The sequence below is a fragment of the Variovorax sp. GW822-FHT04E09 genome (assembly GCF_058800845.1).
The window spans coordinates 12,183-30,317 of sequence record NZ_JBXAMR010000006.1 but is presented as its reverse complement, the minus strand read 5'-3'; the positions used below and the strand labels follow the sequence as shown (position 1 = coordinate 30,317).

16 protein-coding genes are annotated in these 18,135 nt (G+C 70.1%); 5 read left to right on the top strand and 11 right to left on the bottom strand.

Translation table 11 applies throughout. From position 1 onward, the window contains the following. Positions 1–45 precede the first annotated feature (45 nt). The 3 genes from AC1RL8_RS22865 to AC1RL8_RS22855 form a co-directional block, all read right to left on the bottom strand. The gene (locus AC1RL8_RS22865; RefSeq protein ID WP_139140391.1) at positions 46–1,389 is read right to left on the bottom strand and encodes a tripartite tricarboxylate transporter permease; all 1,344 of its coding nucleotides are present in this window, start codon (positions 1,387–1,389) and stop codon (positions 46–48) included. A gap of 41 nt (positions 1,390–1,430) precedes the next feature. Further along, positions 1,431–1,886, bottom strand: a complete 456-nt coding sequence (locus AC1RL8_RS22860; protein WP_307696823.1) for a hypothetical protein — start codon at positions 1,884–1,886, stop codon at positions 1,431–1,433. A 93-nt stretch (positions 1,887–1,979) separates the two neighbouring features. After that, entirely contained in the window at positions 1,980–3,266 is a 1,287-nt protein-coding gene (locus AC1RL8_RS22855) for a hydroxymethylglutaryl-CoA reductase, degradative (RefSeq protein WP_492686818.1), read from the bottom strand. A gap of 137 nt (positions 3,267–3,403) precedes the next feature. Between AC1RL8_RS22855 and AC1RL8_RS22850 the strand changes: the two genes are divergently transcribed. Continuing rightward, the gene (locus AC1RL8_RS22850) at positions 3,404–4,792 is read left to right on the top strand and encodes an aminotransferase-like domain-containing protein (protein ID WP_139704741.1); all 1,389 of its coding nucleotides are present in this window, start codon (positions 3,404–3,406) and stop codon (positions 4,790–4,792) included. A gap of 1 nt (position 4,793) precedes the next feature. Here the strand turns inward: AC1RL8_RS22850 and AC1RL8_RS22845 are convergent, their stop codons facing one another. The 5 genes from AC1RL8_RS22845 to AC1RL8_RS22825 form a co-directional block, all read right to left on the bottom strand. Then, on the bottom strand, positions 4,794–5,579 hold the full coding sequence (locus AC1RL8_RS22845) for a crotonase/enoyl-CoA hydratase family protein (RefSeq protein WP_492686819.1): 786 nt from the start codon (positions 5,577–5,579) through the stop codon (positions 4,794–4,796). An 82-nt stretch (positions 5,580–5,661) separates the two neighbouring features. Further along, positions 5,662–7,470, bottom strand: a complete 1,809-nt coding sequence (locus tag AC1RL8_RS22840; RefSeq protein ID WP_492686820.1) for a feruloyl-CoA synthase — start codon at positions 7,468–7,470, stop codon at positions 5,662–5,664. A 1-nt stretch (position 7,471) separates the two neighbouring features. Further along, positions 7,472–8,419, bottom strand: a complete 948-nt coding sequence (locus tag AC1RL8_RS22835) for a 3-hydroxyacyl-CoA dehydrogenase NAD-binding domain-containing protein (RefSeq protein WP_492686821.1) — start codon at positions 8,417–8,419, stop codon at positions 7,472–7,474. Continuing rightward, positions 8,416–9,624, bottom strand: a complete 1,209-nt coding sequence (locus tag AC1RL8_RS22830; protein WP_492686822.1) for an ABC transporter substrate-binding protein — start codon at positions 9,622–9,624, stop codon at positions 8,416–8,418. The genes AC1RL8_RS22835 and AC1RL8_RS22830 overlap by 4 nt, the downstream gene beginning before the upstream one ends. A gap of 35 nt (positions 9,625–9,659) precedes the next feature. Further along, positions 9,660–10,580, bottom strand: a complete 921-nt coding sequence (locus tag AC1RL8_RS22825) for a beta-keto acid cleavage family enzyme (RefSeq protein ID WP_369645773.1) — start codon at positions 10,578–10,580, stop codon at positions 9,660–9,662. 170 nt (positions 10,581–10,750) lie between these two features. On the opposite strand from AC1RL8_RS22825, the gene AC1RL8_RS22820 reads away from it, so the two are divergent. After that, complete coding sequence (locus tag AC1RL8_RS22820; RefSeq protein WP_492686823.1) at positions 10,751–11,131, top strand: DUF1090 domain-containing protein; 381 nt, start codon at positions 10,751–10,753, stop codon at positions 11,129–11,131. 14 nt (positions 11,132–11,145) lie between these two features. After that, entirely contained in the window at positions 11,146–11,856 is a 711-nt protein-coding gene (locus AC1RL8_RS22815; RefSeq protein WP_070061409.1) for a Crp/Fnr family transcriptional regulator, read from the top strand. A gap of 39 nt (positions 11,857–11,895) precedes the next feature. Here AC1RL8_RS22815 and AC1RL8_RS22810 read toward each other — a convergent pair whose 3' ends face one another. Then, on the bottom strand, positions 11,896–13,698 hold the full coding sequence (locus AC1RL8_RS22810) for an NAD(P)-binding domain-containing protein (protein ID WP_492686824.1): 1,803 nt from the start codon (positions 13,696–13,698) through the stop codon (positions 11,896–11,898). A gap of 225 nt (positions 13,699–13,923) precedes the next feature. Here AC1RL8_RS22810 and AC1RL8_RS22805 point away from each other — a divergent pair, with 225 nt between their 5' ends. Then, the gene (locus AC1RL8_RS22805) at positions 13,924–14,568 is read left to right on the top strand and encodes a TetR/AcrR family transcriptional regulator (RefSeq protein WP_492686825.1); all 645 of its coding nucleotides are present in this window, start codon (positions 13,924–13,926) and stop codon (positions 14,566–14,568) included. After that, positions 14,565–15,779: a glycosyltransferase gene (locus AC1RL8_RS22800; RefSeq protein WP_492686826.1), complete on the top strand. Its 1,215-nt coding sequence runs from the start codon at positions 14,565–14,567 to the stop codon at positions 15,777–15,779. Before AC1RL8_RS22805 ends, AC1RL8_RS22800 begins: the two co-directional genes overlap by 4 nt. Here the strand turns inward: AC1RL8_RS22800 and AC1RL8_RS22795 are convergent. Next, on the bottom strand, positions 15,776–17,722 hold the full coding sequence (locus AC1RL8_RS22795; RefSeq protein ID WP_492686827.1) for a sigma-54-dependent Fis family transcriptional regulator: 1,947 nt from the start codon (positions 17,720–17,722) through the stop codon (positions 15,776–15,778). The two genes, AC1RL8_RS22800 and AC1RL8_RS22795, sit on opposite strands and share 4 nt — an antisense overlap. Before the next feature lie 162 nt (positions 17,723–17,884). Then, on the bottom strand, positions 17,885–18,109 hold the full coding sequence (locus AC1RL8_RS22790) for a tautomerase family protein (RefSeq protein ID WP_139703453.1): 225 nt from the start codon (positions 18,107–18,109) through the stop codon (positions 17,885–17,887). Between the last annotated feature and the right edge of the window lie 26 nt (positions 18,110–18,135).

Below are 18,135 nucleotides of genomic sequence, written 5' to 3'. Positions count from 1 at the left end.
GCACCCAGTGCCCTGGGCACGGGACACGCTGTGGGTGCTCGCCGATCAGGAGAATGCCTTGATCACCGCAGGCACCGTCAACACCGCCGTGTAGTACCCCATGAACTGCACGCCCGTGTTGAAGCCGATGGCGCGCGACAGCAGGCCGCCGAGCAGGCCCATCGTGAGGATCACCAGGAGGCCGAGCAGTTGGCCTTCCCACACGCTGATCACCACGATCAAGCCGACGAAGGTCGCGATGATCGCCTCGTGGCTCACCTTGCGCGACACGAACAGCGCCGCGCGGCGCGCGAAGTTCATCGTGAAGGGGTAGGCCACCAGCGCCGCGAGCACCACGGCCAGCATGCCGTAGCCCAGGAACTCCCAGTGGTTCAGCAGGTTGTGCAGGTTGTGCGTCTGGCCCGTGGCCGAGTCGATGGTGAACACCGGCGGCGCATTGAAGAGCGGCGCGGCGGGGCCGGCCGCCACCGGGCTCAGCGGCAGGCCGATGGCGATCAGCGGGATCAGCGCCTCGGCGATGTAGGTGGCCTCGGTCACGCCGTTGCGTGCGGCCAGCGTGGTCGTGAGGCGGTGGTACGCATGCTTGATGCGCGAGCCCACCAGCTCGCCCAGCACCACCGTCATCGCGACGGGGCTGAACACGAAGGTGGCGCTGGAGATTGCGGCGGTCGCGAAGGTCCACTTCACCTGGCCGCGGTCGAGCACCTTGAACGGGTTGGGGAAGTAGCCCGACCAGCCCTTCACGTCCGGTGCGAGCGAGAAGGTGCGGACCTTGTCGCGCTTCATGCGCGCACGCGCCGCCGGCGAGATCACCGAGAAGAGGTCGGCCACCAGCGGCCCGATCGCAATGCCCAGGAAGTAGCTGATGCTGAGCTTCACGCCGTACTTGCCGGTGAGCGCCTGCAGCGCCACGATCACCATCACGAACGGCACCAGCGTGGCCACCGAGGCCCAGCGCCCGCTCGAGAAGTAGGCGATGGCCACCGCCGCCACCACGAAGATCCACGGCGCCGCCTTGGTGATGGCCGCGCCGTAGGGCGCGAGCAGCACCGCGAACAACACGGCCAGTGGCACCGCGAGAAAGGCCGCGATGATCGCGCCCGACACCATCTTGCGCAGCGCGATGTGCGGCACGCCCAGGTTGCGCAGCACGTTGGCGTCCTGCAGCAGCGGCGTGGCCATGGTGTCGCCCGGAATGCCCAGCAGCGCGGTGGGCACCGCGTGCGTCATGTGCTTGGCCACGGCCGCGGCCAGGAAGAAGGTGAACACGCCTTCGGGCGGCACGCCCAGCAGCACCACCAGCAGGGTGAGCGGTGCGAGCGTGGTGGTTTCGTCGGTGCCCGAGACGAGGCCGATGGCCGCGAACACGATCGCGCCCACGAGGCCCATGCCGGTGGCGACGAGGATCTGGTTGAAGAGGGCAGCATCGATCACGAGGCGGCTCCTTCAACGGCCTTGGCGGCCTGGGGCTTGTACGACGCGAACAGCTCGTAGATCTCGAGCTCCTTCATCTCGCGCACCACCACCGGCGGCAGGTCGTCCACCGAGCCCAGGTCGCCGTGCTCGGCGGCCAGCTCGGCCAACACCTCTTCACGCCAGCGCGGATCGGCGGCGGTGCCTTCGACCACTTCGCGCTTGGGCGTGAAGAGCTTCGCGCAGATCACGCCCGAGACCACGCAGCCGCCCAGGCCCGCGAGCATCGCGTAGGCGCGTGCCAGTTCGGGCGTGCTCACCACGCTCGCGAGCACGCGGCTCGCCACGAGATAGCCCGTGAGGCTCACGGCGACGCCGATCGCGATCGACCACGCGAGGTGGCCCAGGTCGGCCGTGTCGCCCCATATCTCCACCAGCCGCCAGCGGGCGGGCGTTGCACTGTCTGCGTTCATTCGAGTTGTCTCCGTCTGTGGTTGTGTGACGGCCGCGTGCGCGACCGCCGCGGTGTCGGCCGCGGACCGTGGTGCGGGAGGCTCCCGCGTTGCTTACTTCTTGCGCAGCGCGTCGAGCAGCGCCACGGCGCGGTCGGTGCGCACGTCGTGCTCGGCGGCCATCTGTCTGGCGATGGCGTCGATCTCGTCGCCGGTGGCGCCCGCGACGAGCGCGATGTTGCGGGCGTGCAGCGCCATGTGGCCGCGCTGGATGCCTTCGGTGGCGAGCGCGCGCAGGGCGCCGAGGTTCTGCGCGAGGCCCACGGCCACGGCGACTTCGCCGAGCTCCTGCGCCGACTTCACGTCGAGGATCTTCAAAGCGAGCCGTGCGAGCGGGTGCGTCTTCGTGGCGCCGCCGACGAGGCCCACCGGCATCGGCATCTCGATGGTGCCGACCAGCGCGCCGCCTGCGTCCTTCTCCCACGTGGTGAGCGAGGTGTAGCGCCCGCTGCGGCAGGCGTACGCATGCGCGCCGGCTTCCACCGCGCGCCAGTCGTTGCCCGTCGCGACGATCACCGGGTCGATGCCGTTCATGATCCCCTTGTTGTGCGTCGCCGCGCGGTAGGGGTCGATGGCCGCGAAGGTGTAGGCGTCGATCACGCCCTCGACCACCTCTTCGCCGCTGCGCTCGCGCGTGGCCAGCACGGCGGGCGCGAGCCGCACGCGCGCACGCGACAGCCGCAGGTCCGCCAGGTTCGACAGGATGCGCAGGCGCACCGTGCCGCCGGTGAGCTTCTCGACCAGCGGCGACACCGCCTCGGCCATGGTGTTGACGGTGTTCGCGCCCATCGCGTCGCGCACGTCGACGATCAGGTGCATCACCACCATCGCGCCGCGTGGCGTGTCGCCGAACACATGCACCTCGATGTCGCGGCAGCCGCCGCCGAGATCGATCAGCACCTTGTCGCGGCTGTTCGCCACGGCCAGGATCTCGTCGCGCGCACGCAGCAGCGCGAGCCGTGCGCCGTAGGGGTCGGTGATGCCGATCACCTGCACCTGCGCGCGCATCAGCGGCCCGGTGCTCGAGGCCTCGAAGCCGCCGCCTTCGCGCGCCAGCTTGGCCATGAAGGAGGCGGCGGCGACCACCGAGGGTTCTTCCACCGCCATCGGCACGAGGTAGTCGCGCCCATTCACGGTGAAGTTGCCGGCCACGCCCAGCGGCAGCTCGAAGGTGCCGATCACGTTCTCGACCATGCCGTTGGCGCGCTCCACGCCCAGCGCGCCGGGTTGGGCGAGCAGCGCCACCTCGTCGTCGGTGAGCGCGGCGGCCTGTGCGATGTGGGCCAGGCGTTGGGCGGGCGTGAGTGCGCGGAAATTGGGAATGCGGGAATCGGCGGCCATCGGTGCGTGTCTCTTCGGAGGGTGAATTCGGGAGCAGGCAATTTAGGCCGGCTGTACCGCCCGCGGAAGGCACAGTTTGGCGGGACAGTGCGGACAGTGGTGCGCCGCCACGCCTCGCTGTGTCACAGTCCAAACCCATGACCACGATCGCCGATTCGCTCGCCGACACCCTCGCGCGCCAGATCGCGAGCGGCGCCTACAAGGCCGGCGACAAGCTGCCCTCGCTGCGCGAACTCGCGCAGCTGCACGGCTATGCCAAGAACACCGTGGTAGCCGCCTTCGAGCTGCTGGTGTCGCGCGGCCTCGTCGAGCCGCGGCGCGGTTCGGGCTACTACGTGCTGGCGCAGGCCACGGCCACACCCAAGCCGGCCGAGGACGACGCGGGCAGCCTCGGCCGCGCGATGGACATCGTGTGGCTCATGCGCGAGCAGCTCAAGACCCAGCCCGATGCGGTGGCCGTGGGCGACGGCTTTCCGCCCGTCGAATGGCTGGCCGATGTGCGGCTGGACAAGTACCACCCGAAGGTCGTGCGCACGGGGCTCGGTGCGCTGTTCCGCTACGGCAGCCGCTTCGGCTACGCGCCACTGCGCGACCACCTCGTGCGCAAGCTGGCCGACTTCGGCATCGGCGCCGAGCCGCGGCAGATCGTGCTCACGCACGGCGCCAACGAGGCCATGGACATCGTCATCCGCTATTTCGTGCCGCCCGGCGGCAAGGTGCTGGTGGACGACCCGGGCTACTACCCGCTGTTCGGCAAGCTCAAGCTCGCGGGCGCGCAGATGCTCGCGGTGCCGCGCTTGGCCGACGGACCCGACCTCGAGGTGCTGGAGCAGCTGCTCATCGCCGAACGGCCGCGCCTGTTCTTCACGCAGTCGCTCGCGCACAACCCCACGGGCTCCGACATCTCGCCGGCCAAGGCGTTTCGCGTGCTGCAGCTGGCGCAGAAGTACGACCTGCTGATCGTCGAGAACGACCCGCTGGCCGACTTCAAGCCGACGGCGCTGCCGCGGCTCTCGGCGCTCGACCAGCTCGAGCGCACGATCTACATCGGCAGTTTTTCCAAGTCGTTCTCGGCCGCGCTGCGCGTGGGCTTCATCGCCTGCGGGGCGGACCTGGCGAGCGACCTGGCCGACCTGAAGGCGCTGATCCACGTGAGCAGCTCGGAGTACAGCGAGCGCACGGTCGACGTCATCCTGAGCGAGGGCCACTACCAGCGGCACCTCAAGCGGCTGCAGCAGCGGCTGGGCGAGGCCACGCGCGACGCGCTGAAGCTGTTCGACGCCGTGGACGCCGAGGTCTTCGCGCGCAGCCCGCAGTCGCTTTACATCTGGGCTGCGCTGCCCGGCGTGGAGGACTCGCTGGCCTTCGCGAAGGAGCTGCTGCCGCGCAAGATCGTGATGGCGCCGGGGCGCATCTTCAGTGTCGACTCGACACAGGTCTCGCGCTGGTCGCGCTTCAACGTGGGCGCCATGGCCGACCCGCGCTTTGCGAAGGCGCTGCGCACCGCGTTGCGGCGGCGCGCTTGAATCAGCCGGTGAAGGTGCCGTGCCGGCCCGCACCGCCGGCAAAGCGCGCGGCGCCGGCTTCGCCTTCGGCCGCGACGATCGGCACGCCCTGCGCGCCTTCGCGGCGCAGCGCCTCGGCCAGCGGCAGGTCCCACTGTTCGAAGGCGGAGCGGCGGTCGACCAGCATGCATTGCTGCGGAAAGGCGGCGATCTGCTGCGCCAGTTCCTGCGCGGCAGCGAGCGCGCCGCCCGGCGGCGTGGTGCGGTTCACCAGGCCCATCGCCAGCGCCTCGGCGGCGGACACCGGCCGGCCCGTGAGGATCAGGTCGAGCGCGCGCCCCATGCCCACGAGGCGCGGCAGCCGCACGGTGCCGCCGTCGATCAGCGGCACGCCCCAGCGGCGGCAGAACACGCCGAACACCGCGTCGTCGTCGGCCACGCGCAGGTCGGCCAGCAGCGCCAGCTCGAGCCCGCCCGCCACCGCGTAGCCGTTCACCGCTGCGATCAGCGGTTTGGACAGCGCCATGCGCGTCGGCCCCATCGGGCCGGCGCCGCCGCCGTCGGGGTCGAGCTCGTTGCGGCGCGCCGGATCGCTCACCGCGCCCAGGTCGGCACCCGCGCAGAAATGGCCGCCCGCGCCCGTCAGCACGGCCACGCGCAGCGCGTCGTCGGCCTCGAAGCGTTCGAAGGCCGCGCGCAACGCGGCGGCCACCACGCCGTCCACGGCGTTGCGCTTGTCGGGACGGTTCAGCGTGAGCGTGCAGACGGGGCCGTCCGCTTCGAAGGTCACGCAGGGTGGGGTGGACATGGGCGGCGTCTCCGGGAAGTTGAAATGGCGGGTGGCCCGGCCATCGTAGAAAACATTCCCGGGTTCTCCAACCCCGCCGCGTTCAGGTGGCGCGGATCACGTCCGCATCGCCCGGCGCCGGCGCATGCAGCCGCGCCACCTCGGCCGCGCGCCGCGTGAGCACGGCGCGCTGGTTGATGTAGCCCTTGTCGGTGATCTCGCCCGCATCGAGGCTGGGCGGTTCGGCCAGCACCAGCGCGCAGGCCGGGCACTGCGACGAGCCCGCGCCTTCATCGCGCAGGGCGCGCAGCACTTCGGCAATGCGCGTGGCCAGCGCCCCGGGCGCGAGGGCGGCGCCTTGCGGGCTGGCGAACACCAGCATGCCGATCGCGTCGCGGTCGTGGCCCGTGAGCACGATGTCCTGCACATGCGGCGCCAGCAGCGACACCAGCTTCACGCGCAGCGTGCCCACCGACACCCAGGTGCCGGTCGAGAGCTTGAAGTCTTCCGCCACACGGCCGTTGAAGATCACGCCCTGCGTCGGGTCGCCGGGGTTCGCGAGGTAGCCCGCGTCGCCGATGCGGTAGTAGCCCTCGGCGTCGAAGGCGCTGGCGGTCTCGCGCGGTGCGTCGCGGTAGCCGGGGAACACCGAGACGCCCTTGACGCGCATCTCCAGCTTCTCGCCGTTGGGCACGAACTTCAGCTCCAGCCCCGGCAGCGGGGCACCGATGCAGCCGGCGCCGTCGAGCTGCCAGTGCGCCGAGGTGATGGCGGGCGAGGTCTCGGTGGCGCCCCACGAGGTCGTGAGCCACAGCGGGCGCGCGGGCCGCACGCGCCGCGCCACGGCTTCGAGCCGCTGCCAGGTCGAAGGCGCGAGCGCCGCCGCCGCGTAGAAGGCCAGGCGCAGCCGCGAGAACACTTCGGCGGCGAGCGCGTCGTCGGCTTCGAGAAAAGGCAGCAGCATGTCGAAGCCGCGCGGCACGTTGAACAGCAGCGTGGGTTTCACTTCGCGCAGGTTGCGCACGGTCTTCTCGATGAGGCCCGGCGCAGGCCGGCCTTCGTCGATGTAGAGCGCGCCGCCGTGGCACAGCACCATGTGCAGGTTGTGGTTCGCGCCGAAGGTGTGGCTCCACGGCAGCCAGTCGACCAGCACGGGCTTCTCTTGCGACAGGAAGCGCCAGGTCTGCGCCATCATCTGCTGGTTGGCGCACAGCATGCGGTGCGTGTTGATCACCACCTTGGGCTGGCCGGTGGAGCCGGAGGTCAGCAGGTACTTGGCGTGCGTGTCGGGGCCCACGGCGGCGAAGGCCTGCATGACGGCGGGCGTTTCCTTCGCGTCGAGCAACTGGTCGAAAGCCAGCGCGCCCGGATGCGTGTCGGCATTGCGGCTGAACACGGTGACTGCCTCGATGCCGCTGCCTGCGAGCGATGCGCCGTACACCTTCGCGTCGGAGGCGTAGATCAGCCCGGGCTGCAGCGCCTTCAACATGCCGTGCAGCCGCGACGGGTCTTTCGCCATGCGCGAGTAGGCGCTGGACAGCGAGCAGGCCGTGCGGCCGATGTGCATCGTCGCGAGCATCAGCACGGCATGGTCGATGGCGTTGTCCGAGAGGATCACGACCGGGCGGCCGGCGGGCAGGTCCAGGTCGAGCAGGCCCTGCGCCACGGCGCCGACGGCCGCGCGCAGCGCGCGGTAGTCGAGCGTGCGCCAGCCTTCGCCGCTGTCATCGCGCTCGGCGAAGGCCAGCGCGTCGGGCGTCTCGCGCGCCCAGCGCTCGATCCATTCGCCGATGCAGCGCGCATACGGCTGCAACGTCGTCGGCGAGCGCAGCACGAACGAGCCGTCGTCGAAGTCGATGCGCACCGTGCGGGGCGGCGCGACCAGGGTGTCGTCGAGAAGGAAGTCGGTCATGTCAATCCAGCGTACCCGTCTCGGCCTTGGCGCGAATCAGGTTCAACAGCAGGGTGTCGCGCGCGGCTTCGAGGTCGGCGGTGTGGCGCGTGCCCAGGGCGTCGTCCACGCCTTTCACCACTTGCTGCTTCAGCTCGGCCGTCATCGACGGCGCGCCCAGGTCCTTCCACCAGTCTTCGATGGGCCCGCCCAGGTGCGCGAGCAGGTGCTCGATGCCGCCCGCACCACCCGAGAGGTGCAGGTTCATGAACGGCCCCATCACGGCCCAGCGCAGGCCGGGGCCGTGCGCGATGGCGGTGTCGATGTCGGCCACGCTCGCCACGCCTTCGTTGACGAGGTGAAAAGCCTCGCGCCACAGCGCGGCCTGCAGCCGGTTCGCGATGTGGCCTTTCACCTCGCGCTTCACGTGGATCGGCCGCTTGCCGATGGCCGCGTAGAACGCCATCGTGCGCGCGATGGTGTCGGCCGAGGTCTGTTCGCCGCCGATCACCTCGACCAGCGGGATCAGGTGCGGCGGGTTGAACGGATGCCCCAGCACCACGCGCTGCGGGTGCGCGCAGCCCGACTGCACGCCGCTGATCGCCAGGCCCGACGAGCTCGACGCAAGGATGGTCTCGGGCGGTGCCGCCGCGTCCATGCGGCGGAACAGGTCGATCTTGAAGTCCATGCGCTCGGGGCCGTTCTCCTGCACGAAGTCGGCCACAGCCACCGCGTCTTCCAGGCTGTCGTGAAAGCGCAGGCGATCGACCGAGGCGCCCTCGGCGAGGCCGAAGCGCGCCAGCGTCGGCCAGTGCTGCGCCACGGCGGCGCGCAGCCGGTCTTCGGCGCCGGGCGAGGGGTCGGTCGCGTTCACGTCGAGCCCGCGCGCGAGGAAGTGCGCGGCCCAGCTCGCGCCGATCACGCCGGTGCCGACGACGGCGACGCGCTTCACATCATTGATAGGGGTCATGCCGATTTCCACCGCGCGCAGCGGCTCTCCGTCTTGGTGGTCCACGCGGCTTCGCCGGGGATGTTCTCGATCACCTTGTAATAGTCCCACGGCTCCTTCGACTCGGCCGGTGTCTTCACCTGCATGAGGTGCATGTCGTGCACCATGAGGCCGTCGTCGCGCAGCCAGCCGCCCTTGACGAACATGTCGTTGAACTTCGTCTTGCGCAGCTGCGCCATCACCTTGTCGGCGTCGTCGCTGCCCGCGGCCTTCACGGCCTGCAGGTACTGCAGCGCGGCGGAGTAGTCGCCGGCATGGAAGGAGGAGGGCATGCGCTTGTGCTTGTCGAAGAAGCGCCGCGCCCAGGCGCGCGACTCGGGGCTCTGGTTCCAGTACCAGCTGTCGGTGAGGTACATGCCCTGCGAGGCCTTCAGGCCCAGCGCGTGCACGTCGTTGATGGTGATGATCATGCCGGCGAGTTTCATGTTCTTGCTGATGCCGAACTCCGCCGCCGACTTGATGGCGTTCACCGTGTCGCCGCCCGCATTCGCGAGCGCCAGCACCTGCGCCTTCGAGCTTTGCGCCTGCAGCATGAACGACGAGAAGTCGCTCGCGCCCAGCGGGTGCTTCACCGAGCCTGCCACCGTGCCGCCGCTGGCCTGCACGGTCTTGGTGGCGTCGCTCTGCAGCGCGGCGCCGAAGGCGTAGTCGGCCGCCACGAAGTACCAGCTCTTGCCGCCGGCCTTGACCACCGCGCTCGCGGTGCCGCGCGCCATGGCCACCGTGTCGTAGGCGTAGTGCACGGTGTAGGGCGAGCAGTACTCGTTGGTGAGGCTCGACGCGCCCGAGCCCACCACGAAGTACGGCTTCTTCTTGTCGGCCGCCACGCCCGCCATGGCAATGGCCGCGCCCGAGTTCACGCCGCCGATCAGCATGTCGACCTTGTTCACGTCGAACCATTCGCGCGCCTTGGCGGCGGCGATGTCGGGCTTGTTCTGGTGGTCGGCCGTGACCAGCTCGATCTTCTTGCCATTGATGGCGCCGCCCATGTCGGCGATGGCCATGCGGATGGCTTCGGCGCCGGCCGGGCCGTCGTAGTCGCGGTACAGGCCCGACATGTCGCTGATGAAGCCGATGCGGATGGTGTCGTCGGACACCTGGGCGAAGGCGCTCGATGCAAAGAGGGCGCCGAGCGCGAGGGCCAGTGCGGTGCGGGAAGTGTTCATGTGTCGTGTCTCTGTTCGTTGTCGTTGTTGTCTTGTCAGCCGAGTGCGAACTCGGGCCGCGGTCCACCCACGCGCGGCAGGCCCATGATCTGGCGCGCCTCGGCCGGCGTGGCCACCTCCATGTCGAGCTCGCGGATCACGCGCACGATGCGCTCGGTGAGCTGCACGTTGGTGGCCAGCTCGCCGTGGCGGAAGTAGAGGTTGTCTTCCAGGCCCACGCGCGCATGCCCGCCCAGCAGCAGCGCCGCCACGTTGGCTTCGAGCTGCGACATGCCGATGCCGCTCACGCCGAAGATGGCGCCTTTGGGCAGCGTGTCGACCATCATCTGCAGGTTGCGCGGCGAGTACGGCATCGCGTTCTGGAAGTTGCGGTGCACGTTCATCACGAGGTTGATGAAGTAGGGCTCGTCGTCATGGCCTTCCTCGATCAGCGTGGTCGTGTCCTGCAGGATGTGCGTGGGGCTGAACACCTCCCACTCGGGCTTGATGCCGCGCGCCTTCATGCCGGCGGCCAGCTCGCGCCCGCGCGTGATCGGCGTGTCCATCAGGATCTGCTTGCCTTCGAAGCTCAGGTTGAGGGTGGTGGCGTCCAGCGTGCACATCTCGGCGCCGGCGTCCATGCCCTTGATGCGCTCTTCCCACGCGATCTCCCAGCGATCGCCGGCCAGCGGCTTCACCATGTCGCCGTGCACGCCGCCGCCGGTGGAGTTGTTCAGCACGATGTCGCTGCCGAGCGCACGGATGCGGCTGTTGATGTCGCGGTACACCTCGGCGTTGCAGGTGGCGCCGTCGTCGGGGCGGCGCGCGTGGATGGCGACCACGCTGGCGCCGGCGTTCCAGCAGCGCAGCACATCGGCGGCGATCTCGGCGGGCTGGGTGGGGAGGTGGGGGTTCTGCGACTTGTGCGCCATGCCGCCGGTGGGGGCGATGGTCACGATCACTTTGCGCTTCGACATGCTCGGGGCTCCTGGGGTCGGTCGTTCGGTCAGTCAGTCAGGGGGGCGCGCCATTATTTTTTGTGATGCGTTCGTACTCAGTCATCGCGACGACATTCAGGGGCAGGGTTTACGCGGCGCCAGCCGCTAAAGTCGCCCCTGCGCCGTTGCGCACACAAGGAGCCTCCTCTATGAAACTTCTGCCTCTCCTGCTGGCCGCCGCGGCCGCGTTCACCACCCTCGGCGCCGCCGCGCAACCCGCCGGCCCCGCCACCTGCGACGCCAAGCGCGAGGCCATCGGCCGCGACATCGAGATGGCAAAGTCCAAGGGCCAGAAGCAGCGCGTGCGCGGGCTCGAGACGGCGCTGGCCGAAGTGAACCGCCATTGCACCGACGCCAAGCTCGCGGCCGAGCACCAGAAGCGCATCCGCGCCCAGGAGCGCAAGGTGGCCGAGCGCGAGCGCGACCTGCGCGCGGCGCAGGAGAAGGGACGTGCCAGCAAGATCGCCGACCGCGAGAAGAAGCTGCACGAGGCGCAGGCCGAGCTGCAGCAGCTCAAGGGCGCGCAGTAAACAAAAAAGACAGCATGCCCCCGACCAAGCCGGCGATCCCCGCGGCCTCCCTGACCATTCCCCAGCTGCTGCAGGGCTCGGCCTGGTTCCCGCTGCTCGACGTGGGCGCGGGCGAGCGCGTGCTCGACGAGATGCGCGAGGTCGAGGTGGCCGCCGGTGCCGCGCTGTGCCGGCGCGGCGACACGCCGCTGCACTGGTACGGCACGCTCGAAGGGCTGCTCAAGTGGTCGATCACCTCCAGCGACGGCCGCTCGGTCACGCTGGGCGGGCTGTCGGTGGGCAGCTGGTTCGGCGAAGGCACGCTGCTGCGCGCCGTGCCGCGCTCGGCCGACATCATCGCGCTGCGGCCCAGCCGCGTGGCGCAGCTGCCGCTGGAGACCTTCGAGTGGCTGCACCGCACGCAGCGCGGCTTCGATCACTTCCTGCTGCAGCAGATCAACGAGCGGCTGCACTGGTTCATGGGCAGCTACGCCGCGCACCGGCTGCTCGACGCCGACAGCCAGGTGGCGCGCGCGCTGGCCGGCCTGTTCCACCCCTGGCTGCACCCGGGCAGCGAGCCGCACCTGCAGACCTCGCAGGAAGAGATCGCCAACCTGTCGGGTGTGTCGCGCCAGCGCTGCAACGCGGCGCTGAACCGGTTGAAGGAAGCCGGGTTCCTGCACATCGAGTACGGCGGCATCACCGTGACCGACCTCGAAGGCTTGCGCCGCTTCATCCAGGAGTGAATGACTCCCTCTCCCCGAGGGGAGAGGAAACCGGGCCGCTCAGCGCTTGTGGTGCGACGCCGCCAGTTCGTACACCGGCGTATCGATCCCTTCCATGCGCGCCTTCAGCTGCAGCGCCAAAAACTGCGAGTAGTGGCGCGACTGGTGCAGGTTGCCGCCGTGGAACCATAGCTGGGGCACCTGCGTCGGCTTCCACATGTTGCGCAGCTCGCCCTCCCACGGACCCGGGTCCTTCGGCGTGTCGGAGCCCAGGCCCCAGCACTTGCCGACCTTGTCGGCGGTCTCGGGCGAGATCAGGTCGGCCAGCCAGCCGTTCATCGAGCCGTAACCCGTGGCGTACACCAGCAGGTCGGCCGGCAGCTCGGTGCCGTCGGTGAGCGTGACCGAGCGTTCGTTCACGCGCTCGATGTTCACGCCGCTCTTGAGGTGGATGCTGCCGTTGGCCACCAGCTCCGAGGCGCCCACGTCGATGTAGTAGCCCGAGCCGCGCCGCAGGTACTTCATGAACAGGCCCGAGCCGTCCACGCCGAAGTCGAGCAGGAAGCCGGCCTTCTCCAGCCGCGCGTACAGGTCGGCGTCGCGCTTCTTCATCTCCTCGTACACCGGGATGTGGAAGGTGTGCATGATCTTGTAGGGCACCGAGGCGAAGATCAGGTCGCCCTTGTGGTGGTCGATGCCGCTCTTCACCGCCTGCTCGGAATACAGCCCGCCCAGCGCCAGCTCCATGAGCGACTGCGACGGCGCGATGTGCGTGGACGAGCGCTGCACCATCGTCACGTCGGCACCGTGCTCCCACAGCGCCGCGCAGATGTCGTGCGCCGAGTTGTTCGAGCCCAGCACCACGCACTTCTTGCCCGCGTAGGCCTCGGGCCCCGGGTGCTGGCTGGAGTGGTGCTGGTCGCCCAGGAAGTTCTCGGCGCCCGCCACCTTCGGCACGTTCGGGTAGCCCGACACGCCGAGCGCGAACACCAGCTGCTTCGGGCGCAGCGTCACGGGCTTGCCCTCGCGCTCCACCTGCACCTCCCAGCGCTGCGTGGCCTCGTCGAAGCGCGCCTTGGTCGCGTTGGTGGAACTCCAGTAGTTGAGCTCCATGATCTTCGTGTACATCTCGAGCCAGTCGCCGATCTTGTCCTTGGGCGCGAACACCGGCCAGTCGTCGGGGAAGGGCATGTAGGGCAGGTGGTCGTACCAGACCGGGTCGTGCAGGCACAGCGACTTGTAGCGCTTGCGCCAGGAGTCGCCGGCCTTGGCGTTGCGCTCCACGATGATGGTGGGCACGCCCAGCCGACGCAGCCGCGCCCCCAGCGCGATGCCGCCCTGGCCGCCGCCGATGATCACCACCTCGGGCTGCTCGGTGTAGCCCAGCGCGGCCTCTTCGTCGCGGCGCTTCTCGAGCCAGTTCTTGCGGCCTTTGTGCACGCCGTGCTCCGCGCCCTTGATGCGGTTGTCGCCGGTCTTTTCCTCGAAGCCCTTCAGCTCGGTCATGGTGGTGAGCAGCGTCCAGGCCTTGCCGTCACGAAGGCGTACATGGCCGCGCCCGCGCGCCACGCGCGTCTCGAAGGTGAACCATGCATCGACCACGCCCTCGGCCTCGGTCGCTTCGCCTTCGAGCGCGAAGGCCGTGGGCTGCGTGTCGGCCAGGCGCGCCTGCAGCATCGCGCGGATGGCGCCCGCGCCTTCCTGCGTGCGGATGTTCCAGGTGAAGGCGACGAGGTCGCGCCAGTAGCTGTCGGCCTCGAACAGCGAGACGGCCGCATCGATGTCGCCGCGTGCGAGCGCGGCGGCGAAGTCGGCCAGCCATTGGGCGGCGGCCCGGGTGGGGCCGGTGGTCGGGTCTGTCATTGCATGTCTCCGTGTGTCGTTGAACGAATCGAATCGCGGCGCGGCAAGGCGCACGCGGGAGTCGTGGCGCAGCTTTCGTGCCGTGCGGAGGGCGACGAGGAATCAAGGGGTTGGCGGGGGTTTTGTCGCAGGCGCCTGTCGCTGTCTCACCGAGACTGAGACGATGCGTGAGAATTTGAACGACGTATAAAATTGGACGACGTTCAAATTCAAGGGCCCAAAACCGTGACCGAACCAGAACCGCCAGGCCGCCGCGAGCGCCGCCGCACCCAGACGCTCGACCACGTCGCGTCCACCGCCATGCGCCTGTTCGAAGCCCAGGGCTACGACGCGACGACCATGGAGCAGATCGCGCAGCAGTCCGACGTGGCCAAGGGCACGCTCTACAACCACTTCCCGACCAAGGAAGCGATCCTGGCGCACTGGGTGCACCTCGAACTCGTGGTCGATGCGCAGCGCCTGCACGAGGCCATCGACCCGAAGGCGGGCTTCACCGAGCAGCTCACCGGCCTGCTCGATGCCTCGGCCGAATGGTCCGAGCGCTACCGGGCCTACCTGCTCGACTACTTCCGCTTTCGCTTCCTCAACATCGAGAGCGAACTCGGCGGCGGCGACCGCGGCACGCCGCGCGACCTGTCGGGGCTGTTCGAAGCGCTCATCGCCGCCGCCCAGCAGGCCGGCACGCTGCGCACCGACGTCTCGGCCGCGCACCTCGCGAGCCTGCTGCACCACCTGTACTTCGGCGCGCTGATGCGCTGGCTCACGTTGCCGGGCCTCGTGCTGCGTGACGAGTTCGCGGTGGTCGTCGACCTCTTCGTCGGCGGCGCACGCGCAGCCCCCAAACCCGTCGCAAGGAGACGCGCCCCATGAAGATCGCCGTGCTCACTTATGGCACCGAGGGCGACGCGCGCCCGCTCGCTGCGCTGTGCCGCGCGATGGACGACGCGGGCCATGCGTCGGTGCTGCTGGCGGACGCCACCACGCTCGGCGCGGCCGAACGGCTCGGCGTGCGCTCGCAGGCGCTGGCCGGCGACATCCGGCAGGCGCTCGGCGGCGTCATCGCGCAGGGCGACAAGCCGGCCGCCGCCGCGAAGGCGCTGGCGGACATCGCCAATGCCAACGCCACGCCCTGGCTGCGCCAGACCGTCGAGGCCGCGCAGGGCTGCGACGCGATCGTCTGCGCGGGGCTCGCGGCTTTCGTGGGCCTGTCGGCGGCCGAGGCGCTGGGCGTGCCGGCCATCGGCGCGGGCATGTTCCCGCTCACGCCGACGGCCGCCTTCGCCTCGCCCTTTCTGCCGCCCGCGCGCGTGCCGCGCTTTCTGAATCGCGCGAGCCACCACCTCGTCAACGGGTTGCTCTGGCGCGCCTTCCGGCCGGCCGTGAATGCCGCGCGCGCCGAGGTCTGCGGCCTGCCGCCGCGCCGCCGCCTGTGGACCACGCACCCGGTGCTCTACGGCTACTCGCCGAGCCTGCTGCCGCGCCCCACCGATTGGCCCGCCAATGCCGCCGTGTGCGGCCAGTGGCTGGCGCCCGCGCCCGACTGGCAGCCACCGGCGGCGCTGCGCGACTTCTTCGCGGCCGGCGAGGCTCCCGTCTACATCGGCTTCGGCAGCATGACGGGCTTCGACAAGGCGCGGCTGCTCGCCGCCCTCGTCGACGGCATGGCCGGCAGGCGCGCGGTGCTGCATCCCGGATGGAGCGGCCTCGAAGTGGGGCAGCTGCCGCCGAACTTCCACGTCATCGGCGACACCCCGCACGACTGGCTGTTTCCGCAGATGGCGTTGGTGGTGCACCACGGCGGCTCGGGCACCAGCCACTCGGCCGCGCGCGCGGGCGTGCCGTCGGTGGTCGTGCCCTTCGCGGGCGACCAGGCGTTCTGGGCCCACCACCTCGCGCTGGCGGGCGTGGCACCGCCCGCGGTGGCGGGTGCCCGGTTCAGCGCCGACGACCTGGTGCGCGGCATCGCGTTCGCGCACGACCCGCAGGTGCGCGCGCGGGCCCGGGCGCTGGGCGAACGCATGCGCGCGGAAGACGGCCTGGGCACGGCCGTGCACGCCATCGAGCAGATCCTGAGGCGTTAGCCGCGCTGCGGCGCCACGATGCCGAAGCGCTTCATGTGCCGGTACGCGGTGGCGCGGCTGATGCCGAGCGCCTGCGCGGCCCGCGCCACGTGCCAGCGGTGGCGCTGCAACGCGTCGAGCAGGCGCGTGGCGTCGGCGGCGCTGTCGTCGTCTGCGAGCGCGGGTGATGTGTCACAGCGGTCGAGCGACGGACGATGTGGCGCCAAGCGCAGTTCCTCGGGCGTGATGCTCGCCCCCGTGCAGAGCGCCAACGCCAGCCGCAGCACATTGCGCAACTCGCGCAGGTTGCCCGGCCAGTCATGCGCCATCAGCCGCAGCATCGCCGCCTCCGACAGCCGCGCCGTCGAGCCCATCGCCGCCGCCTCTTCATGGAACATCGCCTCGATCAGGTGGCGCCGGTCGCGCCGCGCGCGCAGCGGCGGCAGCTTCAGCACCGCGCCGCACAGGCGGTAGTACAGGTCCTCGCGAAAGCGCCCGGCCGCGACCAGCGCCGACAGGTCGCGGTGCGTGGCCGCCACCACCGCAAGGTCCACGCGCTGCGGCGACTCGGCGCCCAGCGGCAGCACCTCGCCTTCGGACAGCACGCGCAGCAGCCGCGTCTGCAGCGCCATCGGCATGTCGCCGATCTCGTCGAGAAACAGCGTGCCGCGGTCGGCCTGCGCGATCAGCCCCTTCATGCCCTTGGCGCGGCCGCCCGTGAAGCTGCCGGGCGTGTAGCCGAAGAGCTCGCTCTCGATCAGCGAATCGGGAATGGCCGCGCAGTTCACCGCCACGAAGGGCAGCGCCGCGCGCCGGCTCGCGCCATGCAGCGCGCGCGCCAGCACCTCCTTGCCGCTGCCGGTCTCGCCCTCGACCAGCACATGGATGCCGCGGTCCACGAGCCGGCGCGCCTGCGCGATCAGCTGCTGCATCGCGGGGTCGTCATCGCCCGCGATGCGTTCGAGTGGCGGCAAACGGTCTGAAGGTTGTGCCGGCGATGAGGGCGCGGTGACCGGCGAGCGCCGCAGGCGCGGCGCGATCAACGAGGCGTGGTACTCGCCGCCGCCGGGCAGCAGCACCGTGTGCGCAAACGGCAGGGCCGACGCGCCGCCATTGCCCAGACGCCAGATCGCGTCCATCGGCAGGTGCAGCAGCTCCGACACCGCGCCGCCCAGCAGTTGTTGCTGCGGCCCCGAAAAGACCTCGCGCGCCCCGCCGTTGGCGCCCACCACCGTGCCGCCCTCGTCGAAGGCCAGCATCACTTCGCCTGCCACGTCGACCAGCCCGAAGGCGCTGCCAAGCCGCAGGATCCAGTGGCCGCGAAAGTGCCGCAGGAAGTCGGCGTCCTCGATCATCCGCGCGTAGATCGACACCAGGTGGCGCACCAGGTGCTGGCTCTCGCGCGCCTCGGGCGAACGCAGCGCCGACACGTCGAGGATGGCCGTGAGCTTGCCGCTGTGGTCGAACAGCGGCGCCGTCGTGCAGGTGAGCGCGATGTGCGTGGCGTCGAAGTGCTCGGTCTGGTGGCAGGTCATCGGCTGGCGCTCGATGAGGCAGGTGCCCACGCCGCAGGTGCCGGCGTGCGCCTCGTTCCAGTCGGCGCCCAGGTACAGGCCGGCGCGGCGCAGCTGGTCGTCCCAGGCCGGGTTGCCGATGTAGTCGACCGTGATGCCCTCGGCATCGGTCAGCAGCACCATGTAGCCCAGCTCGGCCACGCGGCGGTAGATGTCTTCCATGCCCGCGCGCGCGGCGCGCAGGAAGTGCTCGAGCTGCTGCTGGTGCACGCGCACCTCCTGCGCCGGCAGGATGCGCGCCGGCGTCGGCCGCGACGGATCGAGCCCGTGGTCGCGCACGCAGCGCGCCCACGACTTGTGCACCAGGCTCGCCGCCGGATCGGCCCGCAGCGCCGTGCCGGTGGCGATCGAATAGACGTTGTCGATGTGGCGCGATTGCAGGGACGTCATGCGCAGCCTCGTGCGTGGAGTGGGCGCGGCACGGGGAGGGGCTGCGCAGCCGGACATGATTCGGCTGTCGCGCTGTCGCAGGACAGAGGTGAAACCCGGTGGAACGGACGTGTTACTCCCCCTCACATCGAGGGCAATGCGGCCCGATCCGGCGCCATTCCTTCACTGCGGCGGCTTCGCACGGTCGGCCAGCCGCTTGCGGTACTCGGTGGTCGTCAGGCCCGCGAAGCCCCAGTCGTCGGTGTCGATCTCCTCGATCACGATGTGCGTCCATTCCGGCGGCTTCTTCAGCACCCGTTCGAGCGTTTCCGTGAACTCGGCAATGACCTGGGTTTTCTGTTCGCGCGTGACGCCGTCACGGGTGATCTTCAGGTTGATGAAAGGCATGGTGTGCTCCTTGGGTGAATGACTGA

Bases quoted from the DNA above. Each gene is read 5' to 3' on its own strand.
- AC1RL8_RS22865 (WP_139140391.1), bottom strand. From the start codon at position 1,389: ATGGGCCTCGTGGGCGCGATCGTGTTCGCGGCCATCGGCCTCGTCTCG.
- AC1RL8_RS22860 (WP_307696823.1), bottom strand. From the start codon at position 1,886: ATGAACGCAGACAGTGCAACGCCCGCCCGCTGGCGGCTGGTGGAGATA.
- AC1RL8_RS22855 (WP_492686818.1), bottom strand. From the start codon at position 3,266: ATGGCCGCCGATTCCCGCATTCCCAATTTCCGCGCACTCACGCCCGCC.
- AC1RL8_RS22850 (WP_139704741.1), top strand. From the start codon at position 3,404: ATGACCACGATCGCCGATTCGCTCGCCGACACCCTCGCGCGCCAGATC.
- AC1RL8_RS22845 (WP_492686819.1), bottom strand. From the start codon at position 5,579: ATGTCCACCCCACCCTGCGTGACCTTCGAAGCGGACGGCCCCGTCTGC.
- AC1RL8_RS22840 (WP_492686820.1), bottom strand. From the start codon at position 7,470: ATGACCGACTTCCTTCTCGACGACACCCTGGTCGCGCCGCCCCGCACG.
- AC1RL8_RS22835 (WP_492686821.1), bottom strand. From the start codon at position 8,419: ATGACCCCTATCAATGATGTGAAGCGCGTCGCCGTCGTCGGCACCGGC.
- AC1RL8_RS22830 (WP_492686822.1), bottom strand. From the start codon at position 9,624: ATGAACACTTCCCGCACCGCACTGGCCCTCGCGCTCGGCGCCCTCTTT.
- AC1RL8_RS22825 (WP_369645773.1), bottom strand. From the start codon at position 10,580: ATGTCGAAGCGCAAAGTGATCGTGACCATCGCCCCCACCGGCGGCATG.
- AC1RL8_RS22820 (WP_492686823.1), top strand. From the start codon at position 10,751: ATGAAACTTCTGCCTCTCCTGCTGGCCGCCGCGGCCGCGTTCACCACC.
- AC1RL8_RS22815 (WP_070061409.1), top strand. From the start codon at position 11,146: ATGCCCCCGACCAAGCCGGCGATCCCCGCGGCCTCCCTGACCATTCCC.
- AC1RL8_RS22810 (WP_492686824.1), bottom strand. From the start codon at position 13,698: ATGACAGACCCGACCACCGGCCCCACCCGGGCCGCCGCCCAATGGCTG.
- AC1RL8_RS22800 (WP_492686826.1), top strand. From the start codon at position 14,565: ATGAAGATCGCCGTGCTCACTTATGGCACCGAGGGCGACGCGCGCCCG.
- AC1RL8_RS22795 (WP_492686827.1), bottom strand. From the start codon at position 17,722: ATGACGTCCCTGCAATCGCGCCACATCGACAACGTCTATTCGATCGCC.
- AC1RL8_RS22790 (WP_139703453.1), bottom strand. From the start codon at position 18,109: ATGCCTTTCATCAACCTGAAGATCACCCGTGACGGCGTCACGCGCGAA.